Source organism: Azospirillum brasilense, assembly GCF_003349955.1.
GTDB lineage: Bacteria > Pseudomonadota > Alphaproteobacteria > Azospirillales > Azospirillaceae > Azospirillum > Azospirillum brasilense_B.
The window spans coordinates 31,404-52,700 of record NZ_QLKQ01000005.1 but is presented as its reverse complement, the minus strand read 5'-3'; the positions used below and the strand labels follow the sequence as shown (position 1 = coordinate 52,700).

General features: G+C 72.2%; 18 protein-coding genes. 8 read left to right on the top strand and 10 right to left on the bottom strand.

Annotated elements, in window-relative coordinates:
- Nucleotides 1-8 precede the first annotated feature (8 nt).
- Nucleotides 9-4,037 carry a tetratricopeptide repeat protein gene (locus DXK32_RS33400; protein ID WP_162801059.1) on the top strand — a complete coding sequence of 1,343 codons (4,029 nt, stop codon included), beginning with the start codon at nucleotides 9-11 and terminating at the stop codon, nucleotides 4,035-4,037.
- A 40-nt stretch (nucleotides 4,038-4,077) separates the two neighbouring features.
- Here the strand turns inward: DXK32_RS33400 and DXK32_RS03565 are convergent, their stop codons facing one another.
- From DXK32_RS03565 to DXK32_RS03520, 10 genes are all read right to left on the bottom strand, one after another.
- Nucleotides 4,078-4,848, bottom strand: a complete 771-nt coding sequence (locus tag DXK32_RS03565) for a short-chain dehydrogenase/reductase (protein WP_114857271.1) — start codon at nucleotides 4,846-4,848, stop codon at nucleotides 4,078-4,080.
- Nucleotides 4,849-4,851: 3 nt separating this feature from the next.
- Entirely contained in the window at nucleotides 4,852-5,742 is an 891-nt protein-coding gene (locus DXK32_RS03560) for a polysaccharide deacetylase family protein (RefSeq protein WP_114857270.1), read from the bottom strand.
- Nucleotides 5,739-6,506, bottom strand: coding sequence for an ABC transporter ATP-binding protein (locus tag DXK32_RS03555; RefSeq protein WP_040137559.1), 768 nt, complete (start codon nucleotides 6,504-6,506; stop codon nucleotides 5,739-5,741). Before DXK32_RS03555 ends, DXK32_RS03560 begins: the two co-directional genes overlap by 4 nt.
- 15 nt (nucleotides 6,507-6,521) lie before the next feature.
- The gene (locus DXK32_RS03550) at nucleotides 6,522-7,403 is read right to left on the bottom strand and encodes an ABC transporter permease (RefSeq protein WP_162801058.1); all 882 of its coding nucleotides are present in this window, start codon (nucleotides 7,401-7,403) and stop codon (nucleotides 6,522-6,524) included.
- Nucleotides 7,404-7,482: 79 nt separating this feature from the next.
- Nucleotides 7,483-8,469 (bottom strand): ABC transporter substrate-binding protein, encoded by a 987-nt coding sequence (locus DXK32_RS03545; RefSeq protein ID WP_114857269.1) that lies wholly within the window; start codon nucleotides 8,467-8,469, stop codon nucleotides 7,483-7,485.
- A gap of 51 nt (nucleotides 8,470-8,520) precedes the next feature.
- On the bottom strand, nucleotides 8,521-9,330 hold the full coding sequence (locus DXK32_RS03540; RefSeq protein WP_114857268.1) for an enoyl-CoA hydratase: 810 nt from the start codon (nucleotides 9,328-9,330) through the stop codon (nucleotides 8,521-8,523).
- The gene (locus tag DXK32_RS03535; RefSeq protein ID WP_114857267.1) at nucleotides 9,330-10,523 is read right to left on the bottom strand and encodes a CaiB/BaiF CoA transferase family protein; all 1,194 of its coding nucleotides are present in this window, start codon (nucleotides 10,521-10,523) and stop codon (nucleotides 9,330-9,332) included. The genes DXK32_RS03540 and DXK32_RS03535 overlap by 1 nt, the downstream gene beginning before the upstream one ends.
- Nucleotides 10,520-11,893, bottom strand: coding sequence for an amidase family protein (locus tag DXK32_RS03530; protein ID WP_114857266.1), 1,374 nt, complete (start codon nucleotides 11,891-11,893; stop codon nucleotides 10,520-10,522). The genes DXK32_RS03535 and DXK32_RS03530 overlap by 4 nt, the downstream gene beginning before the upstream one ends.
- A 95-nt stretch (nucleotides 11,894-11,988) precedes the next feature.
- Nucleotides 11,989-12,891: a LysR family transcriptional regulator gene (locus DXK32_RS03525; protein ID WP_114857345.1), complete on the bottom strand. Its 903-nt coding sequence runs from the start codon at nucleotides 12,889-12,891 to the stop codon at nucleotides 11,989-11,991.
- Between the two features lie 121 nt (nucleotides 12,892-13,012).
- Nucleotides 13,013-13,795, bottom strand: a complete 783-nt coding sequence (locus DXK32_RS03520) for a FadR/GntR family transcriptional regulator (RefSeq protein ID WP_114857265.1) — start codon at nucleotides 13,793-13,795, stop codon at nucleotides 13,013-13,015.
- A gap of 157 nt (nucleotides 13,796-13,952) precedes the next feature.
- Between DXK32_RS03520 and DXK32_RS03515 the strand changes: the two genes are divergently transcribed.
- The 7 genes from DXK32_RS03515 to DXK32_RS03485 all read left to right on the top strand — a co-directional run bounded on the left by DXK32_RS03515 (nucleotide 13,953) and on the right by DXK32_RS03485 (nucleotide 21,268).
- On the top strand, nucleotides 13,953-15,146 hold the full coding sequence (locus tag DXK32_RS03515) for a four-carbon acid sugar kinase family protein (RefSeq protein WP_114857264.1): 1,194 nt from the start codon (nucleotides 13,953-13,955) through the stop codon (nucleotides 15,144-15,146).
- Entirely contained in the window at nucleotides 15,143-16,171 is a 1,029-nt protein-coding gene (gene pdxA / locus DXK32_RS03510) for a 4-hydroxythreonine-4-phosphate dehydrogenase PdxA (RefSeq protein WP_114857263.1), read from the top strand. The genes DXK32_RS03515 and pdxA overlap by 4 nt, the downstream gene beginning before the upstream one ends.
- Before the next feature lie 16 nt (nucleotides 16,172-16,187).
- Entirely contained in the window at nucleotides 16,188-17,342 is a 1,155-nt protein-coding gene (locus DXK32_RS03505; protein WP_114857262.1) for an iron-containing alcohol dehydrogenase, read from the top strand.
- Between the two features lie 66 nt (nucleotides 17,343-17,408).
- On the top strand, nucleotides 17,409-18,311 hold the full coding sequence (locus DXK32_RS03500) for a dihydrodipicolinate synthase family protein (protein WP_114857261.1): 903 nt from the start codon (nucleotides 17,409-17,411) through the stop codon (nucleotides 18,309-18,311).
- A 5-nt stretch (nucleotides 18,312-18,316) separates the two neighbouring features.
- On the top strand, nucleotides 18,317-19,582 hold the full coding sequence (locus DXK32_RS03495) for a sialidase family protein (protein WP_114857260.1): 1,266 nt from the start codon (nucleotides 18,317-18,319) through the stop codon (nucleotides 19,580-19,582).
- A gap of 19 nt (nucleotides 19,583-19,601) precedes the next feature.
- Nucleotides 19,602-20,408, top strand: coding sequence for an ABC transporter ATP-binding protein (locus DXK32_RS03490; RefSeq protein WP_244947836.1), 807 nt, complete (start codon nucleotides 19,602-19,604; stop codon nucleotides 20,406-20,408).
- Nucleotides 20,408-21,268, top strand: a complete 861-nt coding sequence (locus DXK32_RS03485; RefSeq protein ID WP_247876954.1) for an ABC transporter permease — start codon at nucleotides 20,408-20,410, stop codon at nucleotides 21,266-21,268. Before DXK32_RS03490 ends, DXK32_RS03485 begins: the two co-directional genes overlap by 1 nt.
- Nucleotides 21,269-21,297 lie beyond the last annotated feature (29 nt).

The window sequence follows — 21,297 nt, the reverse complement described above, 5'->3', positions numbered from 1 at the left end:
CCGCCGCCATGCCGACTCCCTCCGCTCCCGGACATCCCGCCCCCCAGACCGCCCCCCAAAGCGCGGAGGCCGTGCTGCGCGGCATCCTGGCCGTCGATGGCGGCAACGAGGAGGCGTGGCTCCGGCTGGGCGGCCTCGCGCTCAAGGAGGGGCGTCACAACCGCGCCGCGCGCTGCTTCGCGCGCGTCATGCTGCTCGCTCCGGACCGGGCGCAGGCCATGCACAATCTCGCCGAGTCCCTGCGCCTGACCGGGCGGAAGGGACGGGCGTCCATCGCCTTCACGCGGGCCTTGCGGCTGCGTCCGGACTATCCCAAGGCGCTGACGGCCTTCGCCATGATGATGCAGGACCAGGGCACGGGAGGCGTGGCGCGCCGTCTGGCCGTGCGCGCCCTGATCGCCGACCCGGCCTTCGCCATGGGATGGCGCAATCTGGCGGTTCTGTTCCAACCCCTGAACCAGCCGGACACCGTGGTCCGGCTGCTGCGCCGGGCGGCGCTGTCCGATCCCGGCGACACCGGCATCCAGGCCGCCCACGGTGTCGCCCTGTGCGAAATCAAGGAGACCCGCCGCGCCGTGGAGGCGCTGCACCGCGCCGTCGCGCTGGCTCCGGATCAGGCCGAGCCTCTGGGCCACCTCGCCTTCGGCCTGATGCATGCCGGCGATTGCGACGGGGCGCGGCTGGCGGCGTCGCGGTGCCGCCGCGTCGACCCGATGGCGGCGGCGGCGGACGCGCAGGAATCCCTGGCCTGGATGATGATGGGCGACTTCCGGCGCGGCGACGCGGCGATCCGGCGCGCGGTCACGCTCGACCCCGGCAATTCCGGGATCCTGGTCAACGCGGCCCTGCTCCGGCACACGCTGGGCGACGGGGCGGCCAGCGTGCGCTGGAGCAAGCGCGCCCTGCGGCTGGACCCGGACAGCGGCGTCGGGCGCTTCAACCTGTCGCTGACCCTGCTCCAGCAGGGCGATTTCCGCCATGGCTGGGCGCTCTACGAGGCGCGCTGGTCGATGTGGGGCAACGCCTTCCCGCGCCACGCCCCGCCCTGGGACGGCGGCCCGCTGAACGGGCGGAGCATCCTGCTGACCGCCGAGCAGGGCCACGGCGATACGCTGCAGTTCGTGCGCTACGCCACCCTGCTGGCCGAGCGCGGCGGGCGGGTCGTCCTGCACGTCCAGCCCCTGTTGAAGCGCCTGCTCGCCAACACCCCCGGCGTCGCGGCGGCGTACGGGACGGACGAGGAACCGCCGGCCTGCGACCTGTGCGCGCCGCTGCTCAGCCTGCCCGGCCTCGTCGGAACCCGGCTGGACAGCGTTCCCGCCATGCCCTATCTGCGGCCCGACGAGGCCGACCGCCCGGCGTGGCGGAACCGGCTGGCCGGGGAGCGGCGGCTGAAGGTCGGTCTGGTCTGGGCGGGCGAGCCGCGCAAGGAGGACGTGAAGGCCAACTCGGTCGACCGGCGGCGCAGCCTGACGCTGAACGCCCTGGCGCCGCTGGCTGGAATTCCGGGCGTGGTTTTCTACAGCCTGCAGATCGGCGCGGCGGGCGCCCAGGCCAAGGCGCCGCCGCCGGGGATGGAGGTCGTCGACTGGACCGGCCACATCCGCGATTTTGCCGACACGGCGGCCTTCATCGACGAACTCGACCTCGTGGTGACCGTGGACACGTCGGTCTGCCATCTGGCGGGCGGGCTGGGCAAGCCGGTCTGGGTGCTGTCGCGGTTCGACGCCTGCTGGCGCTGGCTCGGCCATCGCGAGGACAGCCCCTGGTACCCGAAGATGCGGCTCTTCTACCAGGAGGAGCCGGGTGTCTGGGAGCCGCCCATCGCGCGGCTGGCGACGGCGCTGAGCGCCCTGTCCGCCGGCCGCCGCGCCCTTCCGGGACCGGAGGCCCGGCCGGCTGCGGGGCCGGTTGCGGGGCCGGCATCGGACCCGCTGGGCGCCGGGCTGGCGGCGGCGCTCGCCGCCCACCGCTCCGGACGCCTGAGCGAGGCCGCCACCGGCTACCGCCGGGCGCTCGCCGCCGATCCGGCGAAGGGCGACGCGCTGCATCTTCTCGGGCTGACCGGGCTGGCCGAGGTTTTTCTGGAGGCGGCCGGGCGCTGGCTCGACCGCGCCGTCGCCGTCGAGCCGGCGCGCGCGGTCTTCCGCAATTCGCTGGGCGAGTGCCACCGCTCGGCCGACCGGGTGGAGGCCGCCGTGCGGTCCTACCGGCAGGCTGTCGCGCTCGATCCCGCCTATGCCGAGCCGCAGGTCAATCTCGCCAAGCTGTCGGTCGCCGCCGGCCGGCCGGGGATCGGAATCCGGCAGGCCCGGCGCGCGGTGCGCCTGTCGCCCCTGCTGCCGGACGGGTGGCGCAGCCTTGGTCATGCGGCCCTGGAGCAGGGCGAGGCGGTGGTGGCCGAGCGGGCCGGCCAACGGGCGCTGGCGCTGCTCCCCACCGATGGGGAAGCGCTGGGACACGCCGCGCGCCTGGCCGGGCGGCGCGGCGACCGGGACCTGGCGGAGCGGCTGCTCGGGCGCGTCCTGCGCCTCGGCCCGGACTCGGCGGCGGCGTGGCGCGAACGGGCCGATCTGTGTCTGAAGAAGGGCGGCCACGCCCTCGCCCTGCCCATGCTGCAACGCGCGCTCGCCCTCGCCCCCGATTTTCCGGAGGCGCTCAACAACCTCGGCGGCGCGCTGCTCGGGCTGCGGCGCCGCGAGGAGGCGGGACACCAGTACCGCCGGGCCATCCGGCTCCGCCCCGGCTATCCCGACCCCTGGAACAACGCCGGCAGCGCCTTGCAGGAGCGCGGCGACACCGCCCAGGCCCTGGATCATTACCGGCGCGCGGTGGCGCTGTCCCCCGACCATCCCGTGGCCTACGCGAACATGGGCGAGACGATCCGCTCCTCGGCGGCCGGGCTGGCGGATTTCCGGACGGCGGAGGCGCTGTGCCGCCGCGCCCTGACCCTGGTGCCGGACCATGGCGCCGCCCTCAACGCGCTGTCCGTGCTCTGCCTGGACCTGCGGCGCCTGGAGGAGGCGGAGGCCGGCTTCCGCACCCTCATCGGGCAGGACCCGGAAAGCGCCCAGGCCCACTTCAATCTGTCGCTGGTCCTGCTGACCGGCGGCCGCCTGCGCGAGGGGTGGGAGCATTACGAGGAGCGCTGGCGGATCGGCGAGATCCCGGTTCCCAAGGCGCCGGGCCGGCTGTGGACCGGTGAACCGCTGGAGGGCCGCAGCATCCTGCTGCACGCCGAGCAGGGCCATGGCGACACGCTGCAATTCGTGCGCTACGCCCCGATGGTGGCGGAGCGGGGCGGGCGGGTCCATCTGGCCGTCCACAACGGGCTGCGGCGCCTGATCGAGCGCATCCCCGGACTGGAGGGCGTGTACGACCTCTACGGCCGGTTGCCGGCGACGGAGGTGCATTGCCCGCTGCTCAGCCTGCCGCGGGCCTTCGGAACGGAGCTTGGCAGCATCCCCGCGACCGTCCCCTACCTGACCGCCGATCCGGCGGAGGTGGAGCGGTGGCGGGCGCGCCTGCCCGCGGACGGGCGGCTCAAGGTCGGGCTCGTGTGGTCCGGCGACCCGCGCCCGCACAGCCCGAAGGCCAACGCGGTGGACCGGCGGCGCAGCCTGACCCTGGCCGCGCTGGCCCCGCTGGCCGCCGCCGGGGACATTCTGTTCGTCAGCCTGCAGAAGGGCACTCCCGCCGCCCAGGCCAAGGGGCCGCCGCCGGGCATGGCGCTGATCGACCCGATGGACGCGGTGACGGATTTCGCGGACACGGCGGCGCTGATGCGCTGCCTGGACCTGATCGTCACCGTGGACACGTCGGTGGCCCATCTGGCGGGCGGGCTGGGCCTGCCGGTCTGGGTGCTGTCGCGATTCAACGGCTGCTGGCGCTGGCTCGAACACCGCACGGACAGCCCCTGGTACCCGACGCTCCGCCTGTTCCACCAGCCCGCCCCCGGCGATTGGGAGCCGGCCGTCGCGCAACTGGCCGGGGCGCTGGCCGGGTGGCGGCGCTCCCGCGCGGCCCATCCGTTCTGACCGGCCGGCGTGACCGGGGAGGGCCGTCGCGGGATCCGGTTCAGCGGAACCGTCCGCCGCCGTCCATGTCGACCACCGAGCCCGACAGGTAGGTGACGCGCGGCGAGCTGAGGAGCGTGACGAGGGAGGCGATCTCCGACGGCTCGGCGAGGCGTCCGAAGGGAAGATCGCCCAGGGCCTCGGCCCAGCGCTCCTCGTCGTCGAAGCGCGTTTTGGCGCGCTTGCGGTAGACCGCCGCGACCCGGTCGGTGCGCGTCGCCGAGGGGTTCACCCCGAAGACGCGGACGTTCCAGTCGGTGCTGCGGGCGCCCACCGCCTGGGTGAAGGCGATCAGCGCCGCGTTGCCCGCCGAGCCGCAAGCGTAGTCCCAGCGCGGCGTCATGCCCATCATGCCGATGACGTTGACGATGGTGCCGCCGCCGCGCTGGCGCATCGCCTCGACGAAGAGCTTCGTCATGTGGATGTAGCCGAAGACCTTCAGCTGCCACGCCGCTTCCCACTCGGCCATGCCGAGGTCGAAGACGCTGCCGCCGGGGATCGCCCCGGCGTTGTTGACCAGCACGTCGATCTCGGGAAGCGCCGCGGCGAGGCGTTCGCGGGCCTCACCGTTTGCAAGGTCGGCGGCCATCGTCTCGACCGCCACGCCGTGACGCTCGCGGATGCCCGCCGCCGCCGCCTCCAGCGCCGCTGCGTTGCGGGCGACCAGGACGGGCAGGGCGCCCTCGGCGGCGAAGGCCTCGGCGCAGGCGAGCCCGATCCCCTTGGAAGCCCCGGTGACGAGGACCCGCTTGCCGGACAGGTTCAAATCCATCGCTCAGCCCTCCGCTCGGTCGGTTGCCGGTTCCGCTGCCGCGTACCAGTCGGCGATCTGCGGGCCGGTGGCGAAGGCGACGTGCGGCGAGGCCTGCAACAGGTCCAGCATGGCCTCAAGCTCGTGCAGCCGGTGCGGCACCGCGATCAGGTGCGGGTGCAGGCCGATGGCCAGGACGCGCGGGTTCTCCGCGCATTCCCGCTCGAACAGCCGCAGCGTGTGGCCGAGCCGGCGCAGCATCTCGCCCGTCGCGTGCTTCTCGATAGCGTAGACGATGGAGTCGTTGATCTCCAGGTTGTAGGGCATGGCGAGCAGCGGGCCGTGGGCGGTGCGCATCCAGCTTGGCAGGTCGTCCACCACCCAGTCGAACACATGGTCGATGCCCTGGCGGCGCAGCAGGTCGGGCGTCTGCACCGTCTCGCGCAGGCCGGGGCTCAGCCAGCCGCGCGGGCGCGTGCCGGTGAAGCGCTCGATGCGGTCCAGGGCCGCCTCGATCAGCGCTTCCTCGCCGTCGCCGGCGTGGTTGATCGCCTTCTGGTGCATGCCGTGGCCGATGAATTCCCAGCCGGCGGCGAGCATGGCCTCGGCGGCCTGTGGGTAGGCGTCGATGACGCCGGCGTTGAGGCTGGTCGAGGCCGGCACGCCGCGGTCGCGGAACAGCGTCAGGATGCGCGGCAGGCCGCTGCGCATGCCGTAGTCGGCCCAGCTGAAGTTCGGCACGTCCGGCACCGTCTCCCGCCCGTGGGGCGGGGTGATGATGGTGCGCGGCATCGCCTCGTCGAAGCGCCAGTTCTCCACGTTGACCACCAGATGGGCGATGATCCGCCGCCCCTGGAAGTCGGGCAGCGCCGGCCGCGCGTCGGACAGGCGGTAGCTGATCCGGGGGTTGGTCATGCGTGTTCCTTCTGGGCTTCGCGCATCTCGGCCATGATGGCGGCCTTGTGCCGGATGAAGGCCGGGTCGGTGAGCTGATCGACGGAGCGGGGCCGCGGCAGGTCCACGGTGATCTCGCGGGTGATCCGCCCCGGCCGGGCCGACATGATGCAGATGCGGTCGGCGAGCAGGATCGCCTCGTCGATGTCGTGGGTGACGAACAGCACCGTGGTGCCGAGCGACTGCCAGACGTCGAGCAGAAGCTGCTGCATGCTCATGCGCGTCTGGGCGTCGAGCGCGCCGAACGGCTCGTCCATCAGCAGCGCCTTGGGGTCCATGACCAGGGCGCGGGCGATGCCGACGCGCTGGCGCATGCCGCCGGAGAGCTGCGAGGGCAGGGAGTGGGCGAAGCGCTCCAGCCCGACGAGGCGGAGAAGCTCGCGGATCTTCGGCTCGTATTCGGCGCGCGGGCGCTTCTGGACGCTCGGCCCGAAGGCGATGTTCTGCTCCACCGTCAGCCAGGGCAGCAGGGCCGCCTCCTGGAAGACGACGGCGCGTTCCGGGCCGGGGCTGTCGACCGTGCCGCCGTTGAAGGACAGCGCGCCGGAGGTCATCTCCTCGAAGCCGGCGATGAGGTTGAGCAGGGTGGACTTGCCGCAGCCCGAGGGGCCGAGCAGGGCGACGAACTCACCCTCGCCGATGTCGAGGTTGACGCGGTCGAGCGCGATGACCGGCTGCTTGCCGGGGTAGGTCTTCACGACCTCGCGGAAACGAATGGTGCCCATGTTTGTCTCCGTGCTTCAGCGCGAGGCGGATTGGAGGCGGCGCCAGCGCAGGGCCCAGTGCTCGACGGTGACGATCAGCCGGTCGCTCAGCAGGCCCATGGCGCCGATCGACAGCATGTCGGCGATGACCACGTCCATGCGGCCGACGTAGTAGGCGTCCCACAGCACGTAGCCGAGCCCAGACTTGACCGCGACCATCTCCGACACGATGACCGCCGTCCAGGCGATGCCCAGGCCGATGCGCAGGCCTGTGAAGATGGCCGGCAGCGCGGCCGGCAGGACCACGCGCCGCAGCACGTCGAACCGGCTGGCCCCCATCATCTCGGCCGCCCGGATCCAGTTGCGGTCGACGTCGCGGGCGCCGTGCGTGGCGTTCACCACGACCGGGTAGAAGCCGCCGAGAGCGATCAGGAAGATCGCGCCCATGTCCTGGATGCCGAACACGGCGATGGAGAAGGGCAGCCACGCGGTGATCGGGATGGGGCGCAGAAGCTGGATGGTCGGGTCCACCGTGCCGGACACGGCGCGGCTCCAGCCGATCATGACGCCTGCCGGGATGCCGATGGCCATGGCGAGCACGAAGCCCTGAGCCACCCGCATGGACGAGAACAGCACGTTGCTCAACCAGGTGCCGCTGTAGGGGTTGAGGCCCATGCCCTGCGGGCCGAAGGCCCAGACGACCCAGGCGTCCCACACCCGGTCGGGCGTCGGCAGTACGCCGCCGGCCAGCGAGCCGCCCGATCCGGCGAGCTGCCACGCCACGATCACCAGGATGGGCAGCAGCGCCGCGCGCATCGCCGCCCCGGTGCGTCCCGCCGGGAACAGGCCCCGGCTCTTCACCTTGGGAGCCGCCGGCACGGGGGCCGCGTCCAGGGCTCTTGCGGGCGCGTCATTCATCACTCCAGTCCTCCGCCATTCTTGTCGGCCGCCACGCTGTCGGAAGGCCGCCCGCCGGAGCGGGCGGCGGCGTTCCAAATCACTGAGCCTTCTCGACGAAGGAGGCGTCCCAGTACTTCTCGATCTCGCCCGACACGTCCTTCGGGATCACGCCCAGCTCGTTGAAGGCCTTGGCCTGACGCTTGATCTGGTCGACCGTGGTGACGGAGCCAAGCTCGATCACCTTGGACGCCTCGGCGGCGAGCTTGGTGTCGAGGCCGGTCAGCGACGCATAGGCCTTGGTGAACTCGTCCGGCGAGGCGGCGAGCTTCTTCTGCGCCTGCAGAAAGGCCCAGACGAACCGCTCCATGGCCGGGCGCTTCTCGGCCATCGACTTGCGGTTGGCGGCCAGCATGCCGAGCTCGGCGCCGACCGACTTGGACTGGCTGTATTCGAGATTCTTGGCGAAGAAGCCGTAGCCCTCCATCACCGGGATGGATTCGAAGGGCTCCCAGGTGACGATGGCGTCGACCTCGCCGCGCTGCAGGGCTTGGTCGAAGTTGGCGCCGCCGCCCTGGATGTTGACGGCCTGGAAGCTGTTGTAGGGGATGTTCTTCTCGGTCAGCGTCGCGGCGAACTGGAACCACACCGCCGAACCGGGGGCGATGGCGACCTTCTTGCCCTTCAGGTCGTCCCAGCTGTCGAGCTTCACGCCCTTGCGGCCGATCACGTATTTCGGCGAGCTGCCGACGCCCATGACGCCGACCATGTCGGTGGCGCCCTGGGCCAGCGAGATTGCGAGGTCGGCCGGCCCGACCGTCGCCATGTCGAGGGAGCCGGCGAGCAGCGCGGTGCGCGCGTCGGCGTAGCGGGCGAACTCGACCGTCTTCAGCTCGACGCCGAGCTTCTTGAGGTCGTCAGTGATCATCACCACCGGGGCGAGATGGCCCACCTTCTGATAGCCCACCGTCAGCTCGACCGGCTTCGGCAGGGGAGCGGGTTCCGCCGCGTGCGCGGCGGGCGACAAGGCCAGACATCCGGCGATGACCGCGCCGATGGTGTTGAGACCCAGATGCTTCCAGTTCATGACTTGTCTCCCTGTTTATGGTTCGCCGCCCCGTGGGGCCGATCCTCCGCGTTACTCTCCCTTGAACCCGGGTTCTCTTTTTTGCGCGAAGGCGGCACGCCCCTCCGCGTAATCGGCGCTGGCGAAGCAGCGGGCGACGAGGGCGTCCACCGCTTCCACGTCGGCCGGACCGTCGGTCCGCAACGCTTCCAGCATGGCCCGTTTCGCCGCGCGCAGCGTCAGCGGCGCGTTTCCGGCGATCAGGCCGATATAGTCCTCCACCGCGCCGTCGAAGGCGGACGCGGCGGCCACGCGCTGGACGATGCCGAGGCTCGCCGCCTCGTCCGCCGTCACGATGCGCGCGCTGAACAGCAGGTCGGCGGCGGCCGCTGCCCCCATCCGCTGCACGACGAGGCGCACCAGGGGAAAGCCGTAGCCGAGCCCGAGCCGGGCGCCCGGCATGCGGAACCGCGCGCCGTCGTCGCTGAGCCGCAGGTCGCAGCACAGCGCCAGCTCCAGCCCGCCGCCGAAGCAGATGCCGCGGATGGCCGCGACCGTGGGCACCGGGGCGTTGAGCAGCGCTTCGGTCGCCGCCGACACCGCCTCTTCATAGGCGGCGGCCTGGGCGGCGTCGGCCCGGACAGTGCCGAATTCGGAAATGTCGGCCCCGGCGGAAAAGGCGCGGTCCCCGGCGCCGCGGACCAGCAGGACACGGACCGCGGGATCGGCAACGGCGCGGCCGATGCGCTCGGGCAGGGAGCGCCACATCTCCAAGGTCATGGCGTTCAGCCGCCGGGGCTGGTCGAGCGTTAGACGGGCGACCCCATCTGACACGTCGAGCCCCACCACGCCGCCAACAGCGCCCGGTTCCTGCTCGGCCATCAGACGATTCCCTGCGCCTTGAGGGCGACGACGTCCGCCGGGGACAGGCCGATGGCGCCCAGCACCTCCGCCGTGTGCTCGCCCGCGTCGGGGGCGGGCCGCTCGATGCGGGCGGGCGTGCGCGACAGGCCGACCGGCTGGCCGACGAGGCGCATGGCGCCGCGCGCGGGATGCTCGCAGGGCACGGCGATGCCGAGATGCCCGACCTGCGGGTCGGCGAAGACCTCGTCCATGCGGTAGATCGGTCCCGCCGGAACCCCTTCCTCCTCCAGCCGCGCCAGCCAGTCCGCGGTCTTGCGGGTGCGGAACACCTCCTCCAGCAGCGGCTTGAGCGTCGGGCGGTTGCGGAAGCGCTGCTCCTGCGTGGCGAATTCGGGGGCGTCGGCGAGGTCCTCGCGCTCGATGGCCCGGCAGAAGGACCGCCACTGGCCGTCGCCGCCGACGCCGATGTTGAGGTGGCCGTCGGCCGTCGCCATCACGCCCATGGGGGTCGAATAGGGGTGGTCGTTGCCCGCCGGCTGCGGGACCTCGCCCTCCACCAGATAGCGCGCCGCCTGAAAATCCATCAGGGCGATCTGGGACTCCAGAAGCGAGGTCTGGACCCACTGCCCCTCGCCGGAGCGGTCGCGCTCCGACAGGGCGACCAGGATGCCGATGGCCGCATACAGGCCGGAGGCGCTGTCGGCGACCGCGATGCCCGCCCGCACCGGTCCCTGGCCGGGAAGCCCGGTCACGCTCATCAGCCCGCCCATGCCCTGGGCGATCTGGTCGAAGCCGGCGCGCTCGCGGTAGGGGCCGGTCTGGCCGTAGCCGGAGATCGAGGCCAGGATGATCCGCGGATTCACCGCCTTCAGCGCGTCGTAGCCGATGCCGAGGCGGTCCTTCACGTCGGGCCGGTAGTTCTCGACCACCACGTCGGCCGTGCGCACCAGCTCCAGGAACAGGTCGCGGCCCTGCGGGGTGCGGAGGTTGAGCGACAGCGACCGCTTGTTGCGGTGCAGGTTCAGCATGTCGTAGCCGTGCCGGGGGCCGCTCATCCCCTCGTTGCGGTCGACGCCCGGCGGGGCCTCGACCTTGATGACGTCGGCCCCGAAGTCGGCGAGCACGCGGCAGCAGGTCGGGCCGGCGCGCACGCGCGTGAGATCCAGGACTCGGATGTGCTCAAGAGCTTTTGCGGGTTCGGATCGGGTCATGAGCCACGCTGTGCAAGAGGGCTGGGAAAATCGGTGATCTCGGTTGGCCGCCGCCGGTGCCAGCCGGTCCGCGCCTGCAGCGCGGCGGCCAGCGCCAGCAGAGCGCCGTCCGTTCCGGGACGGCCGACGATCTGGAGCGCCACCGGCATCCCGCGGTCGTCGAACCCGACCGGGACGGCGACCGCCGGCAGGCCGAGGGCGTTGACGAAGCGGGTGTAGGCGCTGAGCCGGTAGAGCGTCGCCGCGTGGAAGTCCGCGGAGGCCGGGTCGGCCACCGCGACCGGCGGTGTGCGGATCGGCATGACCGGCAGCAGGAGGGCGCCGGCCGCGCCGAACAGGTTGTCCAGGACGGGTGCCGTGGCCTCGGCCAGCGCCGCCTTGGCCGCCGCGAGGCGGTCCGGCGCGATGTCCAGGCCCTTGGCGAGCCGCCGGGCGAGGGTCGGCTCCCGCGCGGCGAGGGCGAGCCCGCCATGCTGGGCCGCCGCCTCCGCCTGGAGAATGAGAAACAGGGGGTCGGACAGCGCTTCGATGGTCGGCAGGCCCGAGCGCTGTTCCAGGGTAACGCCGCAGGCGGCGATGCCCTCCGCCCCGTCGCGGCAGGCCGCCCGGATCGGCGCCTCGGACGCCTCGACCGCGTCGGAGAGGAGAGCGGCGCGGGCCGGCGGCTCCGATGGGAACGTCCTATCCGTCGCCAGAACGGGCGCCAGGAGCTGGATGTCGCGCGCGCTGCGGGCGAGAAGCCCGATGGTGTCGAGGCTGGGGGCCAGCGTCATCGCCCCGGCGACCGGCACCGCGCCGAAGGTCGGCTTCCAGGCGGTGACTCCGCAGGCCTGCGCCGGAATGCGCAGGGAGCCGGCGGTGTCCGACCCTAGCGCGGCGAACACCGCGCCCGCCGCCACCGCGACCGCCGACCCGGCGGAGGAGCCGCCGGGGACGATCTCGCGGTTCCAGGGGTTGAGCGCCTTGCCCACGCCGGACGGCTCGTAGGCCAGCGCCGTCATGGTGGTGAAGCCGACCCGCCGCGCCCCGGCCCCGTCGAGCCGGTCCAGCACCGCCGCCGCCCGCTCCGGTGCCGGGCCGGATGCGTCGTCCCCGGCAGCGGGGAGGCCGCAGCCGGGCGAGCGGCCCACGCTGTCGAACATGTCCTTGGCGGCGTAGGGCAGGCTGGCCAGCGGGCCGGCGGCGTTCGTTTGAGCGGTACAAAGCTCGGCGAAGCAGCCGAAGCGGGCCTGAACCTCCGGCGCCCAGGCCGCGCAGGCCGCGGCGGCCTCCGCGCGGGCCGTGGTCGGGAGCCCGCTCCAATCCGCGAAACCGGGACCGGCCCCGCGGGGGTCGTCAGGAACATCGGGGTTCTGGCTGGTCCAGGACATTCGGCCCACTCCCTCATCGCCGGACCTGATGATGAGGGGCTGCACAGTTGCCTAGAAGAACAATTGCGACACACCTGATTTCGAATTTCTCGAAATCACGGCTTCGGCACCGCCTGCTCCCGCAGGAAATCCAGCAGCCGCTGGCTGGGCGCGTCCAGAGCGTCGGGTGAACGAACGCAAATCTCGAAGCTGCGTTCCGCCCAGTCCTCGTCAAGGGCGACCAGCTCCACGCCGAGCGCGGTCGAGAGGGGCTGGACGGCGCGCTTCGGCAGGACGCCGACGCCCAGCCCCAGGCTGATCATCTGGCACATCACCTCGAAGCTGCGGACCTGGACGCGCACCTTGATGAAGCGGCCCTCCGCCCGCGCCCGCTCGGCGAGCAGGCCATGCACGGCGGTGCCGCCCTCCAGCGCCACATGCTCCTCGTCCAGAAGCTCGGCGAAGCGCAGGCTGGGCCGGTCGGCCAGACGATGCCCGCGCGGCAGGGCCACCCACAGCCGGTCTTTGGCGTAGGGGTAGCGGACCAGCCCCTCGGTCCCCCGGCCGCCGACGATCACCCCGATGTCGGCCTTCTTGCGGTAGAGCGCGTCCAGCGTGTCGGCGCTTGGGCGCTCCTCCAGCTCCAGCTTGATGCCGGGATTCTCGGCGGCGAAGCGCGAGAGGTCGGCGGCGAGGCATTCCACCAGCGCCGAGGACGACGCGTAGACCCGCACGTGGCCGCGCACGCCGGACCGGTATTCGGCGAGCATCGCCTCCAGTTGCGCCCCCAGATAGACCATGTCGTGGGCGTAGCGCAGCACGAGCAGCCCGGCCGGGGTCGGCTCGATGCCGTGCGGGCGCCGCTTCAGCAGCGGCATTCCGGCGTCGTGCTCCAGCAGCCGGATGCGCCGGCTGGCCGCGGACACCGCGAGATTCAGGGCCTCGCTGGCGCGGCTCAGGCTTTTCAGCTCGCAGGCTTTCACGAACAGCCGAAGCGTCGCCAAGTCATGGTGAAGCACGGTCCACACACCCCATCCGCAAGTCACCGGCCATCCTCTATCCGCCGGTCCCGACAGAGTGCCATTACCGGCGCGGGCGGGCGAGTGCGTTGACAGGGTGACGGGACTCAGGGTTCCCGGATCACAGCGACAGGTCGAGCACCCGTCCCTCGAACACGCGGTCGCGCGACCCCTCCAGATGCCGGCGCATGCGGGCGCGCGCGGTGTCGGCGTCGCGGTTGCGGATGGCTTCGAAGATGCCCCGATGCTCCTCCAGGACATGGGACAGCCCGCCGCTCGGCCCCAGCAGCGACGAGCCGTGGAACTTCATGCCCACGGCGATGTGGTCCTTCAGCGCCTGCATCGACGACGCGTAATAATGGTTGTTCGCGGCGTCCGCGATGGCGGCGTGGAAGGCGAAATCCGCGTCGTCCCGGTGCCGGTGGGCGCGGGTCGCGTCGGCCATCAGGTCGAGCGCCGCCACGATGTTGGACAGCGCCGCGTCGTTCCGGCGCAGGGCGGCGTGGTAGGCGTGGTCGGGCTCGATGGTCAGGCGGAATTCATAGCAGCGCTGGATGTCGGCGATGGTCTCCACCGGTGCGTAGCCGAGCAGCGGACGGCTTTCCTCCACCGTCGTCCGCACGAAGCTGCCGGCACCCTGGCGCGAGTAGATCATCCCCTCGTCGCGCAGCCGGCGCAGCGCCTCGCGCACGATGGGGCGCGACACCTGGAAGCGCGTGGCGAGTTCGTTCTCCCCCGGCAACCGCTCGTTCGGCTGGTAGTCGCCGGCGCTGATCTGGGTCAGCAGAAGCTGATAGACGCGCTGGACGAGAGGGGTGTGGCGCCCCCGCGCCGCGGCGTGGCCCTCGCCATCCCCGGGCATCGGCGACGCGCCGTCCTCCAGCCCCCGTTCGCGTGACTCCATACGGCCTTCTCCTGCGGCGTTCTGTCAACTTGTAAAGATGTAAACCCATTCGGACGGGTGGTTCAAGCGAAAAACCAGCAATCAACATTACAACATGTTGACAGGTGGTTTGTTGTGTGTCTCAATGATCCCGCCTTGAACAACGGGTCGGAACGTCATGCCGCCGCTTCACCTGATCGCCGACGACCTGACCGGCGCGCTGGACAGCGCGGCGGCCTTCGCTGGCCCGTCCCGTCCGGTCGCGGTCCACTGGGAGGGCGTTCCCGCCGGTCTGGCGGCGGGCGCCTCGGTGGCGCTCGATACCGGGACGCGGGACATCGGCGACGCGGCGGCGGCGCGGCGGCGGGTGACGGCTCTGGCGACCCGCCTTCCGGGCGGCGACGCGCTGCGCTTCGCCAAGCTGGACAGTTTGCTGCGCGGCCATGGCGCGGCGGAGATCGCCGCCTGGATGGCGGTGGACCGTCCGGACCATTGCATCGTCGCCCCGGCCTTTCCCTTCCAGGGGCGGGTGACGCGCGGCGGCCGGCAGCAGGTCCGCCAGCAGGTCCGGGGCGTGGACGGCTGGACGCCCGTCGCCACCGATCTGGCCATGGCCCTTGAATCGGAGGGCGAGCGGGTGCGGCTGTGCCGCCCCGGCAACGCGGTGCCGCCCGGCGTCAGCCTGTGGGACGCCGAGACCGACGCCGACCTCGCCGCCATCGCGGCCACCGGGCTGGCCTTGTCCGGCCGGGTGCTGTGGTGCGGCAGCGGCGGCTTGGCGGCGGCCCTGGCGGCGGTGATGGACACCGGTCGCGGACCGGCGCCGTCGCCCGACCCCTTGCCCCGGCCGCTGTTGGGGCTGTTCGGCACCGACCACCCGGTGACGATGCTCCAGCTCGACGCCTGCGGCAACGACGTTCTGGCCCTGCCGGATGGCGGGACGGCCGCCGCGGCGCGCGTGGCCGCGCGTCTGGCGGAGCGTAGCGCCGCGCTGGTCCGTCTCGACCTGCCCGACGGGCTGGCGCGCGACGCGGCGGCCGAGCGCATCGGGCGGGAGCTGGGCGCGCTGGCCCGCCGCCTCGTCCCGCCGGCGACCCTGCTGGTGTCGGGCGGGGAGACGCTGCGCGCGCTCTGCCAAGCGCTCGGCGCCGACCGCCTCGACCTCGACGGCGCCCTGCTGCCCGGCGTGCCCTGTTCGACCCTGCGCGGCGGCGCTTGGGAGGGGGTGCGCGTCGTCTCCAAATCGGGCGCCTTCGGCGACCCCTCGCTTTTGCGCCGGCTGATCCGCGGGGACGCCCCCGACGCGGACCGGGCGGCACCGGAACCAACGCGCCAGGGCACGCCCCGGCCGCATCGAGGAGAACGAGCATGACCCCCCATCTGGCCATCACCATGGGTGATCCGGCCGGCGTCGGACCCGAGATCATCGTGAAGGCCTGCGCCCGCCTGAAGGAGCGGCTGGACGCCGGAAGCCTGCGGCTTCTGGTGATCGGCAGCAACCCGGCGCTGATGGCGGCGCGCGAGGCCCTGGGCAGCGACCTCGCCTTCCCCGAGGTGACGGCGGACGAGGAATGGCCGGCGCTCGCCTGCCTGCAGGCCGGGCCGGAGGGCGAACCGATCCGCCCCGGCGAGCTGTCGGTGGACGGCGGCCGCTTCGCCTATCTGGCGGTGGAGCGCGCGGTGCGGCTGGCCGAGGCCGGGCGCATCCACGGGCTGGTCACGGCGCCCCTGAACAAGGAGGCGATGAACAAGGCCGGCTACCACTTCGCCGGCCACACCGACCTGCTGGCCGAGCTGACCGGCGCCCGCGGCTCGGTGATGATGCTCGCCCACGGCAACATGCGGGTCAGCCACGTCACCACCCACATCGCGCTGGAGGACGTGCCAAAGCGCCTGACGCCCGAGCGGCTGCGCTACGTCATCGACCGCACCGACGAGACGTTGGCCGGGCTGGGGCTGGAGCGCCGCCGCATCGCCATCGCCGCCCTCAACCCCCACGCCGGGGAAGGCGGGCTGTTCGGCCGGCAGGACATCGAGATCACCGCCCCGGTGATCGAGCGCTGCGTCGCCGAGGGGCTGGACGTGGTGGGGCCGGTGCCGGGCGACACGGTGTTCGTCAAGCTGCGCGCCGGCCAGTTCGACGCGGTGGTCGCCATGTACCACGACCAGGGGCACATTCCGGTCAAGCTGCTGGGCTTCCACGTCGATCCGGCGACCGGCCGGTGGGACGCGCTGAGCGGGGTCAACATCACCCTGGGGCTGCCGATCATCCGCACCTCCGTCGATCATGGCACCGCCTTCGACATCGCCGGCAAGGGCATCGCCAACGAACTGAGCCTGATCGAGGCCATCGATTACGCCGAGAAGCTGGCCGCCGCCCGCCGGCTCGCCGGCTGAGGAAGGAGCACCCGCCATGACGGAATCCATCCACGCCACTCCGCCGGATACGTTCGCACCCATCGAACTGGTCCGGCCCCCGCGCGTCCTGTTCGGCGGCGGTCTGGTCGCCTCGGTCGGCGCCTGGGCGCGGGAGAACGGCATCGCCCGCACGCTGGTGGTGGCCGACGCCTTCAACGCCGCCCGCGTCGGGCTGCTCGACCTGCCGGGCGCGGTGACGGTCTTCGACCGCGTGCGGCCGGAACCGGACACCGCCGACCTCGACGATCTGCTGGCCGTGGCCGAGGCGGCGGAACCGCAGCTCGTCGTCGGCTTCGGCGGCGGCAGCGCCATGGATCTGGCCAAGCTGGCGGCGGTTCTGCCGGGCAGCGGCCAGACCCTCGCCGAGGTGGCCGGAGTTGAACGGGTCCGCGCCAAGCGCGCCGCCCTGGCCCAGGTGCCGACCACCGCCGGCACCGGCAGCGAGGCGGGCACCCGGGCCCTGGTCACCGACCCGGCCACCGCCAGCAAGATCGCCGTGCAGAGCCTGCGCATGCTGGCCGATCTGGCGGTGGTCGATCCCGACCTGACGATGACCGTGCCGCGGGCGGTGACCGCCGCCACCGGGGTGGACGCGCTGGCCCATTGCGTCGAGGCCTACACCAACCGCAAGGCCCATCCGGCCATCGACCTTTACGCGCTGGCGGGCATCCGGCTGATCGGGCGCTGGCTGCCGCGCGCCGTCGCCGACGGGTCCGACCGCGAGGCGCGGGCCGGTCTGGCCCTGGCCTCGCTCTACGGCGGCTTCTGCCTGGGGCCGGTCAACACGGCGGCGGGCCACGCCGTCGCCTACCCGCTGGGCACCCGTCACCATGTACCGCACGGGGCGGCCAACGCCCTGGTCTTCCCCCACGTCCTGGCCTTCAACGCCCCGGCTGTGCCGGAGAAGACGGCTGGGGTGCTGGCGGCGCTGGGGCTGAAGCCGGTCAGCGAGCCGGCGGCGGTCCTCCAGGCGGCCCACAGCTGGTGCGTGGCGCTGGGCTGCACCATGTCGCTCTCCGACCTCGGCGTGCCGGAGGACGATCTGCCGCGCATGGCCGAGGAGGCGCACGCCATCCGCCGCCTGCTGGACAACAACCCGCGTCCGGTCGAACGCGAGGACATTCTTGCGATGTACCGCGCCGCCTACTGACGACGGACCGGACCGAAGCCGGATCCCCTTAAGAAAACGCCCCAGGAAACGCCCAAGGTAGATGCGATGAGCAAGATCACAGGACCCTTCGTCGCCGTCGTCACCCCCTTCGACGCGGAGGAGCGGATGAACGAGGCGGCGCTGCGCCGGCAGGTGGCGCGGCAGGCGGCCGCCGGCAACGGCGTCTTCTGCGCGGGCACCAACGGCGAGTTCTACGCGCTCTCCGTCGACGAGAAGCGCCGCGCCGCCGAGCTGTGCGTGGAGGCCGCCGACGGCCGCGTGCCGGTGCTGGCCCACATCGGCGAGATCTCCACCCACCAGACCATCGCGCTGGGCCGCGAGATTGCCCGGCTGGGCGTCAAGGCGGTGTCGGCGATCACGCCGTCCTTCATCGCCTGCTCGCAGGAGGAGCTGATCGGCTACTACCGCCGGGTGGCCGACGCGCTGACCGTGCCGCTCTACCTCTACAACATCCCGGCGCGCACCGGGAACACGCTGACCCCGGAAGCCGCCCGCACCCTGGCCGACCACCCCAACATCGTCGGCATCAAGGACAGCGCCGGCTCGCAGGACAGCCTGGACGGTTTCCTGGCCGTGGCCCGCGAGCGGGACGATTTCGACGTGATGGTCGGCCCGGACTCGCTGATCTTGCACGGGCTGCGCAACGGCGCCGCCGGCTGCGTCTCCGGCCTCGGCAACGTCGCGCCGCTGACGCTCAACCGCATCTGGACCGCCTTCATGGCGGGCGAGAACGAGGCCGCCGAGGCCGCCCAGGCCCATTTCGGCCAGCTCCGCAAGGACCTCTACGCGCTGGGCTTCCCGCCCTCCATGGTCAAGCGGGCGCTGTGCCACGCGATTCCGGAGGTCGGCCACAGCCGCGGCCCGGTGCTGATCGACGGCGAGACCGACCGCGCCATCGCCACCCTGGCCGCCCGCTACGCCGAGGCCGCCGACGGTTCGCAGGAGTGACGACCATGATCACCGCATCGACCCTGTCCCAACAGGCCGCTCCGCCGCCGGCTCCGGAGCGCCGCGGCCCGCTGGTCCCTGCGGCCGGCGATCCCCGCCGCGTCGACGCCTACCTGCCGTCGCCCTGCGTGCAGAACCACGCCGCCAATCTGGCGCTGCTGCCCAACGGCGATCTGCTGTGCGCCTGGTTCGGCGGCACGCAGGAGGGCATCCCCGACGTCTCCATCCACGTCGCCCGGCTGCCGGCCGGCGGCGACCGCTGGGAGGCGCCGGTCAAGCTGTCCGACGACCCCGCCCGGTCGGAGCAGAACCCGGTTCTGTTTCCGGCGCCCGACGGCACGCTGTGGCTGATGTACACCGCCCAGGTCTCCGGACACCAGGACACCGCCATCGTGCGCTGCCGCGTGTCGGCCGACCAGGGGCGGAGCTGGGGGCCGGTGCGCACCCTGTTCGAGGCCGAGGGCCACACCGGCGTCTTCATCCGCCAGCCGGTGGTGGTGCTGGACAACGGTGACTGGCTGTTGCCGACCTTCCTGTGCCATGGCACGCCGGGCCGCGCCTGGGTGGGCGACCACGACACCAGCGCCGTGCGCCTCTCCAGCGACGGCGGCCGGACCTGGACCGAGCATGCGGTTCCCGGCAGCATCGGCTGTGTCCACATGAACATCGTTCCGCTGGCCGACGGGCGGCTGGCCGCCTTCTACCGCAGCCGCTGGGCGGACCACGTCTACCGCAGCCTGTCCACCGATGGTGGTCGGAGCTGGACCACGCCGGAGCCGACGGAGCTGCCCAACAACAACTCCTCCATCCAGGTGACGGCCCTGTCCGACGGGCGGTTGGCCATCGTCTACAACCACGCCAGCGCCGCCGACGCGACCGGCCGCCGGCTGGGCCTGTACGACGACATCGAAGAGGCTGGCGAGGCGGCGAGCCCCGCCGCTCAACCGGCCGCCGAGCCTGCGGCCGAACCGCCGGCGGAGGGGCGGACGGCCTTCTGGGGGGCGCCGCGGGCGCCGCTGTCCCTGGCGCTGTCCTCCGATGGCGGGGTGACCTGGCCGCTGCGCCGCGACCTGGAGGTCGGCGACGGCTACTGCATGACCAACAATTCGAAGGAGAAGCTGAACCGGGAGTTCTCCTACCCGGCCATTCTCCAGACGCCGGACGGCCGGCTGCGCATCGCCTTCACCTATTTCCGGCAGGCGATCAAATACACCGAACTGCCGCCGGGCTGGGTCGATGCCGGCTGGGTCGAATCCGGCAGCGGGCGATAAAGGGGAAGGAAGCATGCCCATGAGAGCGACACAGATGGCGCCCGTCACCGGCCTGCGGCCGGTCGCACCGACGCTGATCCAGATCCGCAACCTGAAGAAGACCTACGCCGCCGGCCGGGTCCAGGCGCTGTCGAACATCAACCTCGACATCGCCGACGGCGAGTTCGTCTGCGTCGTCGGCCCGTCGGGCTGCGGCAAGAGCACGCTGCTGCGGATTCTGGCCGGGCTGGACGACTACGACAGCGGGCAGGTGATGCTCGGCACCAAGACCGTCTCCGGCCCGTCGCGCGACGTCGGCGTGGTGTTCCAGCAGGCCAACCTGCTGCCCTGGCTGACGGTGCGCGAGAATGTGGCGCTGCCGCTGCGCGTCGGCGGCGGCCGGCCCGACGGGGCGGACGACGTGGACCGCCTGCTGGAGGTCGCCGGCCTGAAGGACTTCGGCGGCCGTTACCCCTACGAGCTGTCGGGCGGCATGCAGCAGCGCGCCGGCATCTGCCGCGCCCTGGTGCGCAACCCGCGAATCCTGCTGATGGACGAGCCGTTCGGCGCGCTGGACGCCCTGACCCGCGAGCGGATGAACCTGGAGCTTCAGCGCATCTGGCAGAGCACCGGCAAGACGGTGATGCTGATCACCCACTCGATCTCCGAGGCGATCTTCCTCGCCGACCGGGTGATCGTGATGTCCGCGCGCCCCGGCCGCGTGCTGCGGGAGCTGACCGTGGACATCCCGCGCCCGCGCAGCAACGACACCATCATCAGCCACCCGGATTACCCGGCGCTGGCCAAGGAGATCCGCGCGCTTCTGACCGGACAGGGAGAGGAATGATGAGCAAGCCCGACATCACGCTGGCGGTCGCCGATCCCACCATCGAGAGCGCCCCCGCCTCCGAATCCCCGCCGCGCGCCCCGCGCCCGGTCAACGGAACGCTGATCGCCGGCCTTGGGCTGGTGGCGCTGTTCGCCGGCTGGGCGCTCGCCGTCCGCTTCCTCGACGTGCCGTCCTACATCCTGCCGTCGCCGGCCGCGGTGTGGAAGGCGCTGTGGTCCGGTCTGGCGGTGTCGCCCTCCGACCCGCTCGGCTATTATCTGCCGCTGTGGGGCACGCTGAAGAACGCCGCCATCGGTCTGGCGGCCGGCGGCGGGCTCGGGTTGCTGCTCGGCTCGCTGATGGCGGAGAGCCGCACCATCGAAAAGCTGCTGATGCCCTACGCCTTCGCCCTGCAGAGCCTGCCCAAGGTGGCCATCGCGCCGCTGGTGGTGATCTGGTTCGGCTTCGGCGACGGATCGAAGATCGCCATCGCCGGGCTGCTGTCCTTCTTCCCGATCCTGATCAACAGCTTCACCGGCCTGCGCTCCGTCGATCCGGAGAAGATCGACCTGATGCGCTCGCTCTCCGCCTCGCGCTTCGAGACCTACCGCATCGTCAAGCTGCCGAACGCCGCCCCCTACATCTTCGCCGGCCTGGACATGGCGGTGGTCTACGCCCTGCTCGGCACCATCGTGGCGGAGTTCCTGGGCGCGCAGCAGGGCATGGGCGTCGTCATCACCCAGGCCCAGGCGGTGACCGACGTGGCCGGCGTCTTCGCCGCGCTGGTGATCCTGGGCGCCTTCGGCATCCTGCTGCACGGCATCGTGCGCGGGCTGGAGCAGCGCGTCGTCCATTGGGGCAACCGCGGCCGCAAGTGAGCCGCGGCCCGAACAGCTTGACTTCAAAC

What these genes read in the sequence shown, in the direction of transcription:
- DXK32_RS33400 (WP_162801059.1), top strand. Translation starts at nt 9, where the DNA reads ATGCCGACTCCCTCCGCTCCCGGACATCCCGCCCCCCAGACCGCCCCC.
- DXK32_RS03565 (WP_114857271.1), bottom strand. Translation starts at nt 4,848, where the DNA reads ATGGATTTGAACCTGTCCGGCAAGCGGGTCCTCGTCACCGGGGCTTCC.
- DXK32_RS03560 (WP_114857270.1), bottom strand. Translation starts at nt 5,742, where the DNA reads ATGACCAACCCCCGGATCAGCTACCGCCTGTCCGACGCGCGGCCGGCG.
- DXK32_RS03555 (WP_040137559.1), bottom strand. Translation starts at nt 6,506, where the DNA reads ATGGGCACCATTCGTTTCCGCGAGGTCGTGAAGACCTACCCCGGCAAG.
- DXK32_RS03550 (WP_162801058.1), bottom strand. Translation starts at nt 7,403, where the DNA reads ATGAATGACGCGCCCGCAAGAGCCCTGGACGCGGCCCCCGTGCCGGCG.
- DXK32_RS03545 (WP_114857269.1), bottom strand. Translation starts at nt 8,469, where the DNA reads ATGAACTGGAAGCATCTGGGTCTCAACACCATCGGCGCGGTCATCGCC.
- DXK32_RS03540 (WP_114857268.1), bottom strand. Translation starts at nt 9,330, where the DNA reads ATGGCCGAGCAGGAACCGGGCGCTGTTGGCGGCGTGGTGGGGCTCGAC.
- DXK32_RS03535 (WP_114857267.1), bottom strand. Translation starts at nt 10,523, where the DNA reads ATGACCCGATCCGAACCCGCAAAAGCTCTTGAGCACATCCGAGTCCTG.
- DXK32_RS03530 (WP_114857266.1), bottom strand. Translation starts at nt 11,893, where the DNA reads ATGTCCTGGACCAGCCAGAACCCCGATGTTCCTGACGACCCCCGCGGG.
- DXK32_RS03520 (WP_114857265.1), bottom strand. Translation starts at nt 13,795, where the DNA reads ATGGAGTCACGCGAACGGGGGCTGGAGGACGGCGCGTCGCCGATGCCC.
- DXK32_RS03515 (WP_114857264.1), top strand. Translation starts at nt 13,953, where the DNA reads ATGCCGCCGCTTCACCTGATCGCCGACGACCTGACCGGCGCGCTGGAC.
- pdxA (WP_114857263.1), top strand. Translation starts at nt 15,143, where the DNA reads ATGACCCCCCATCTGGCCATCACCATGGGTGATCCGGCCGGCGTCGGA.
- DXK32_RS03505 (WP_114857262.1), top strand. Translation starts at nt 16,188, where the DNA reads ATGACGGAATCCATCCACGCCACTCCGCCGGATACGTTCGCACCCATC.
- DXK32_RS03500 (WP_114857261.1), top strand. Translation starts at nt 17,409, where the DNA reads ATGAGCAAGATCACAGGACCCTTCGTCGCCGTCGTCACCCCCTTCGAC.
- DXK32_RS03495 (WP_114857260.1), top strand. Translation starts at nt 18,317, where the DNA reads ATGATCACCGCATCGACCCTGTCCCAACAGGCCGCTCCGCCGCCGGCT.
- DXK32_RS03490 (WP_244947836.1), top strand. Translation starts at nt 19,602, where the DNA reads ATGAGAGCGACACAGATGGCGCCCGTCACCGGCCTGCGGCCGGTCGCA.
- DXK32_RS03485 (WP_247876954.1), top strand. Translation starts at nt 20,408, where the DNA reads ATGAGCAAGCCCGACATCACGCTGGCGGTCGCCGATCCCACCATCGAG.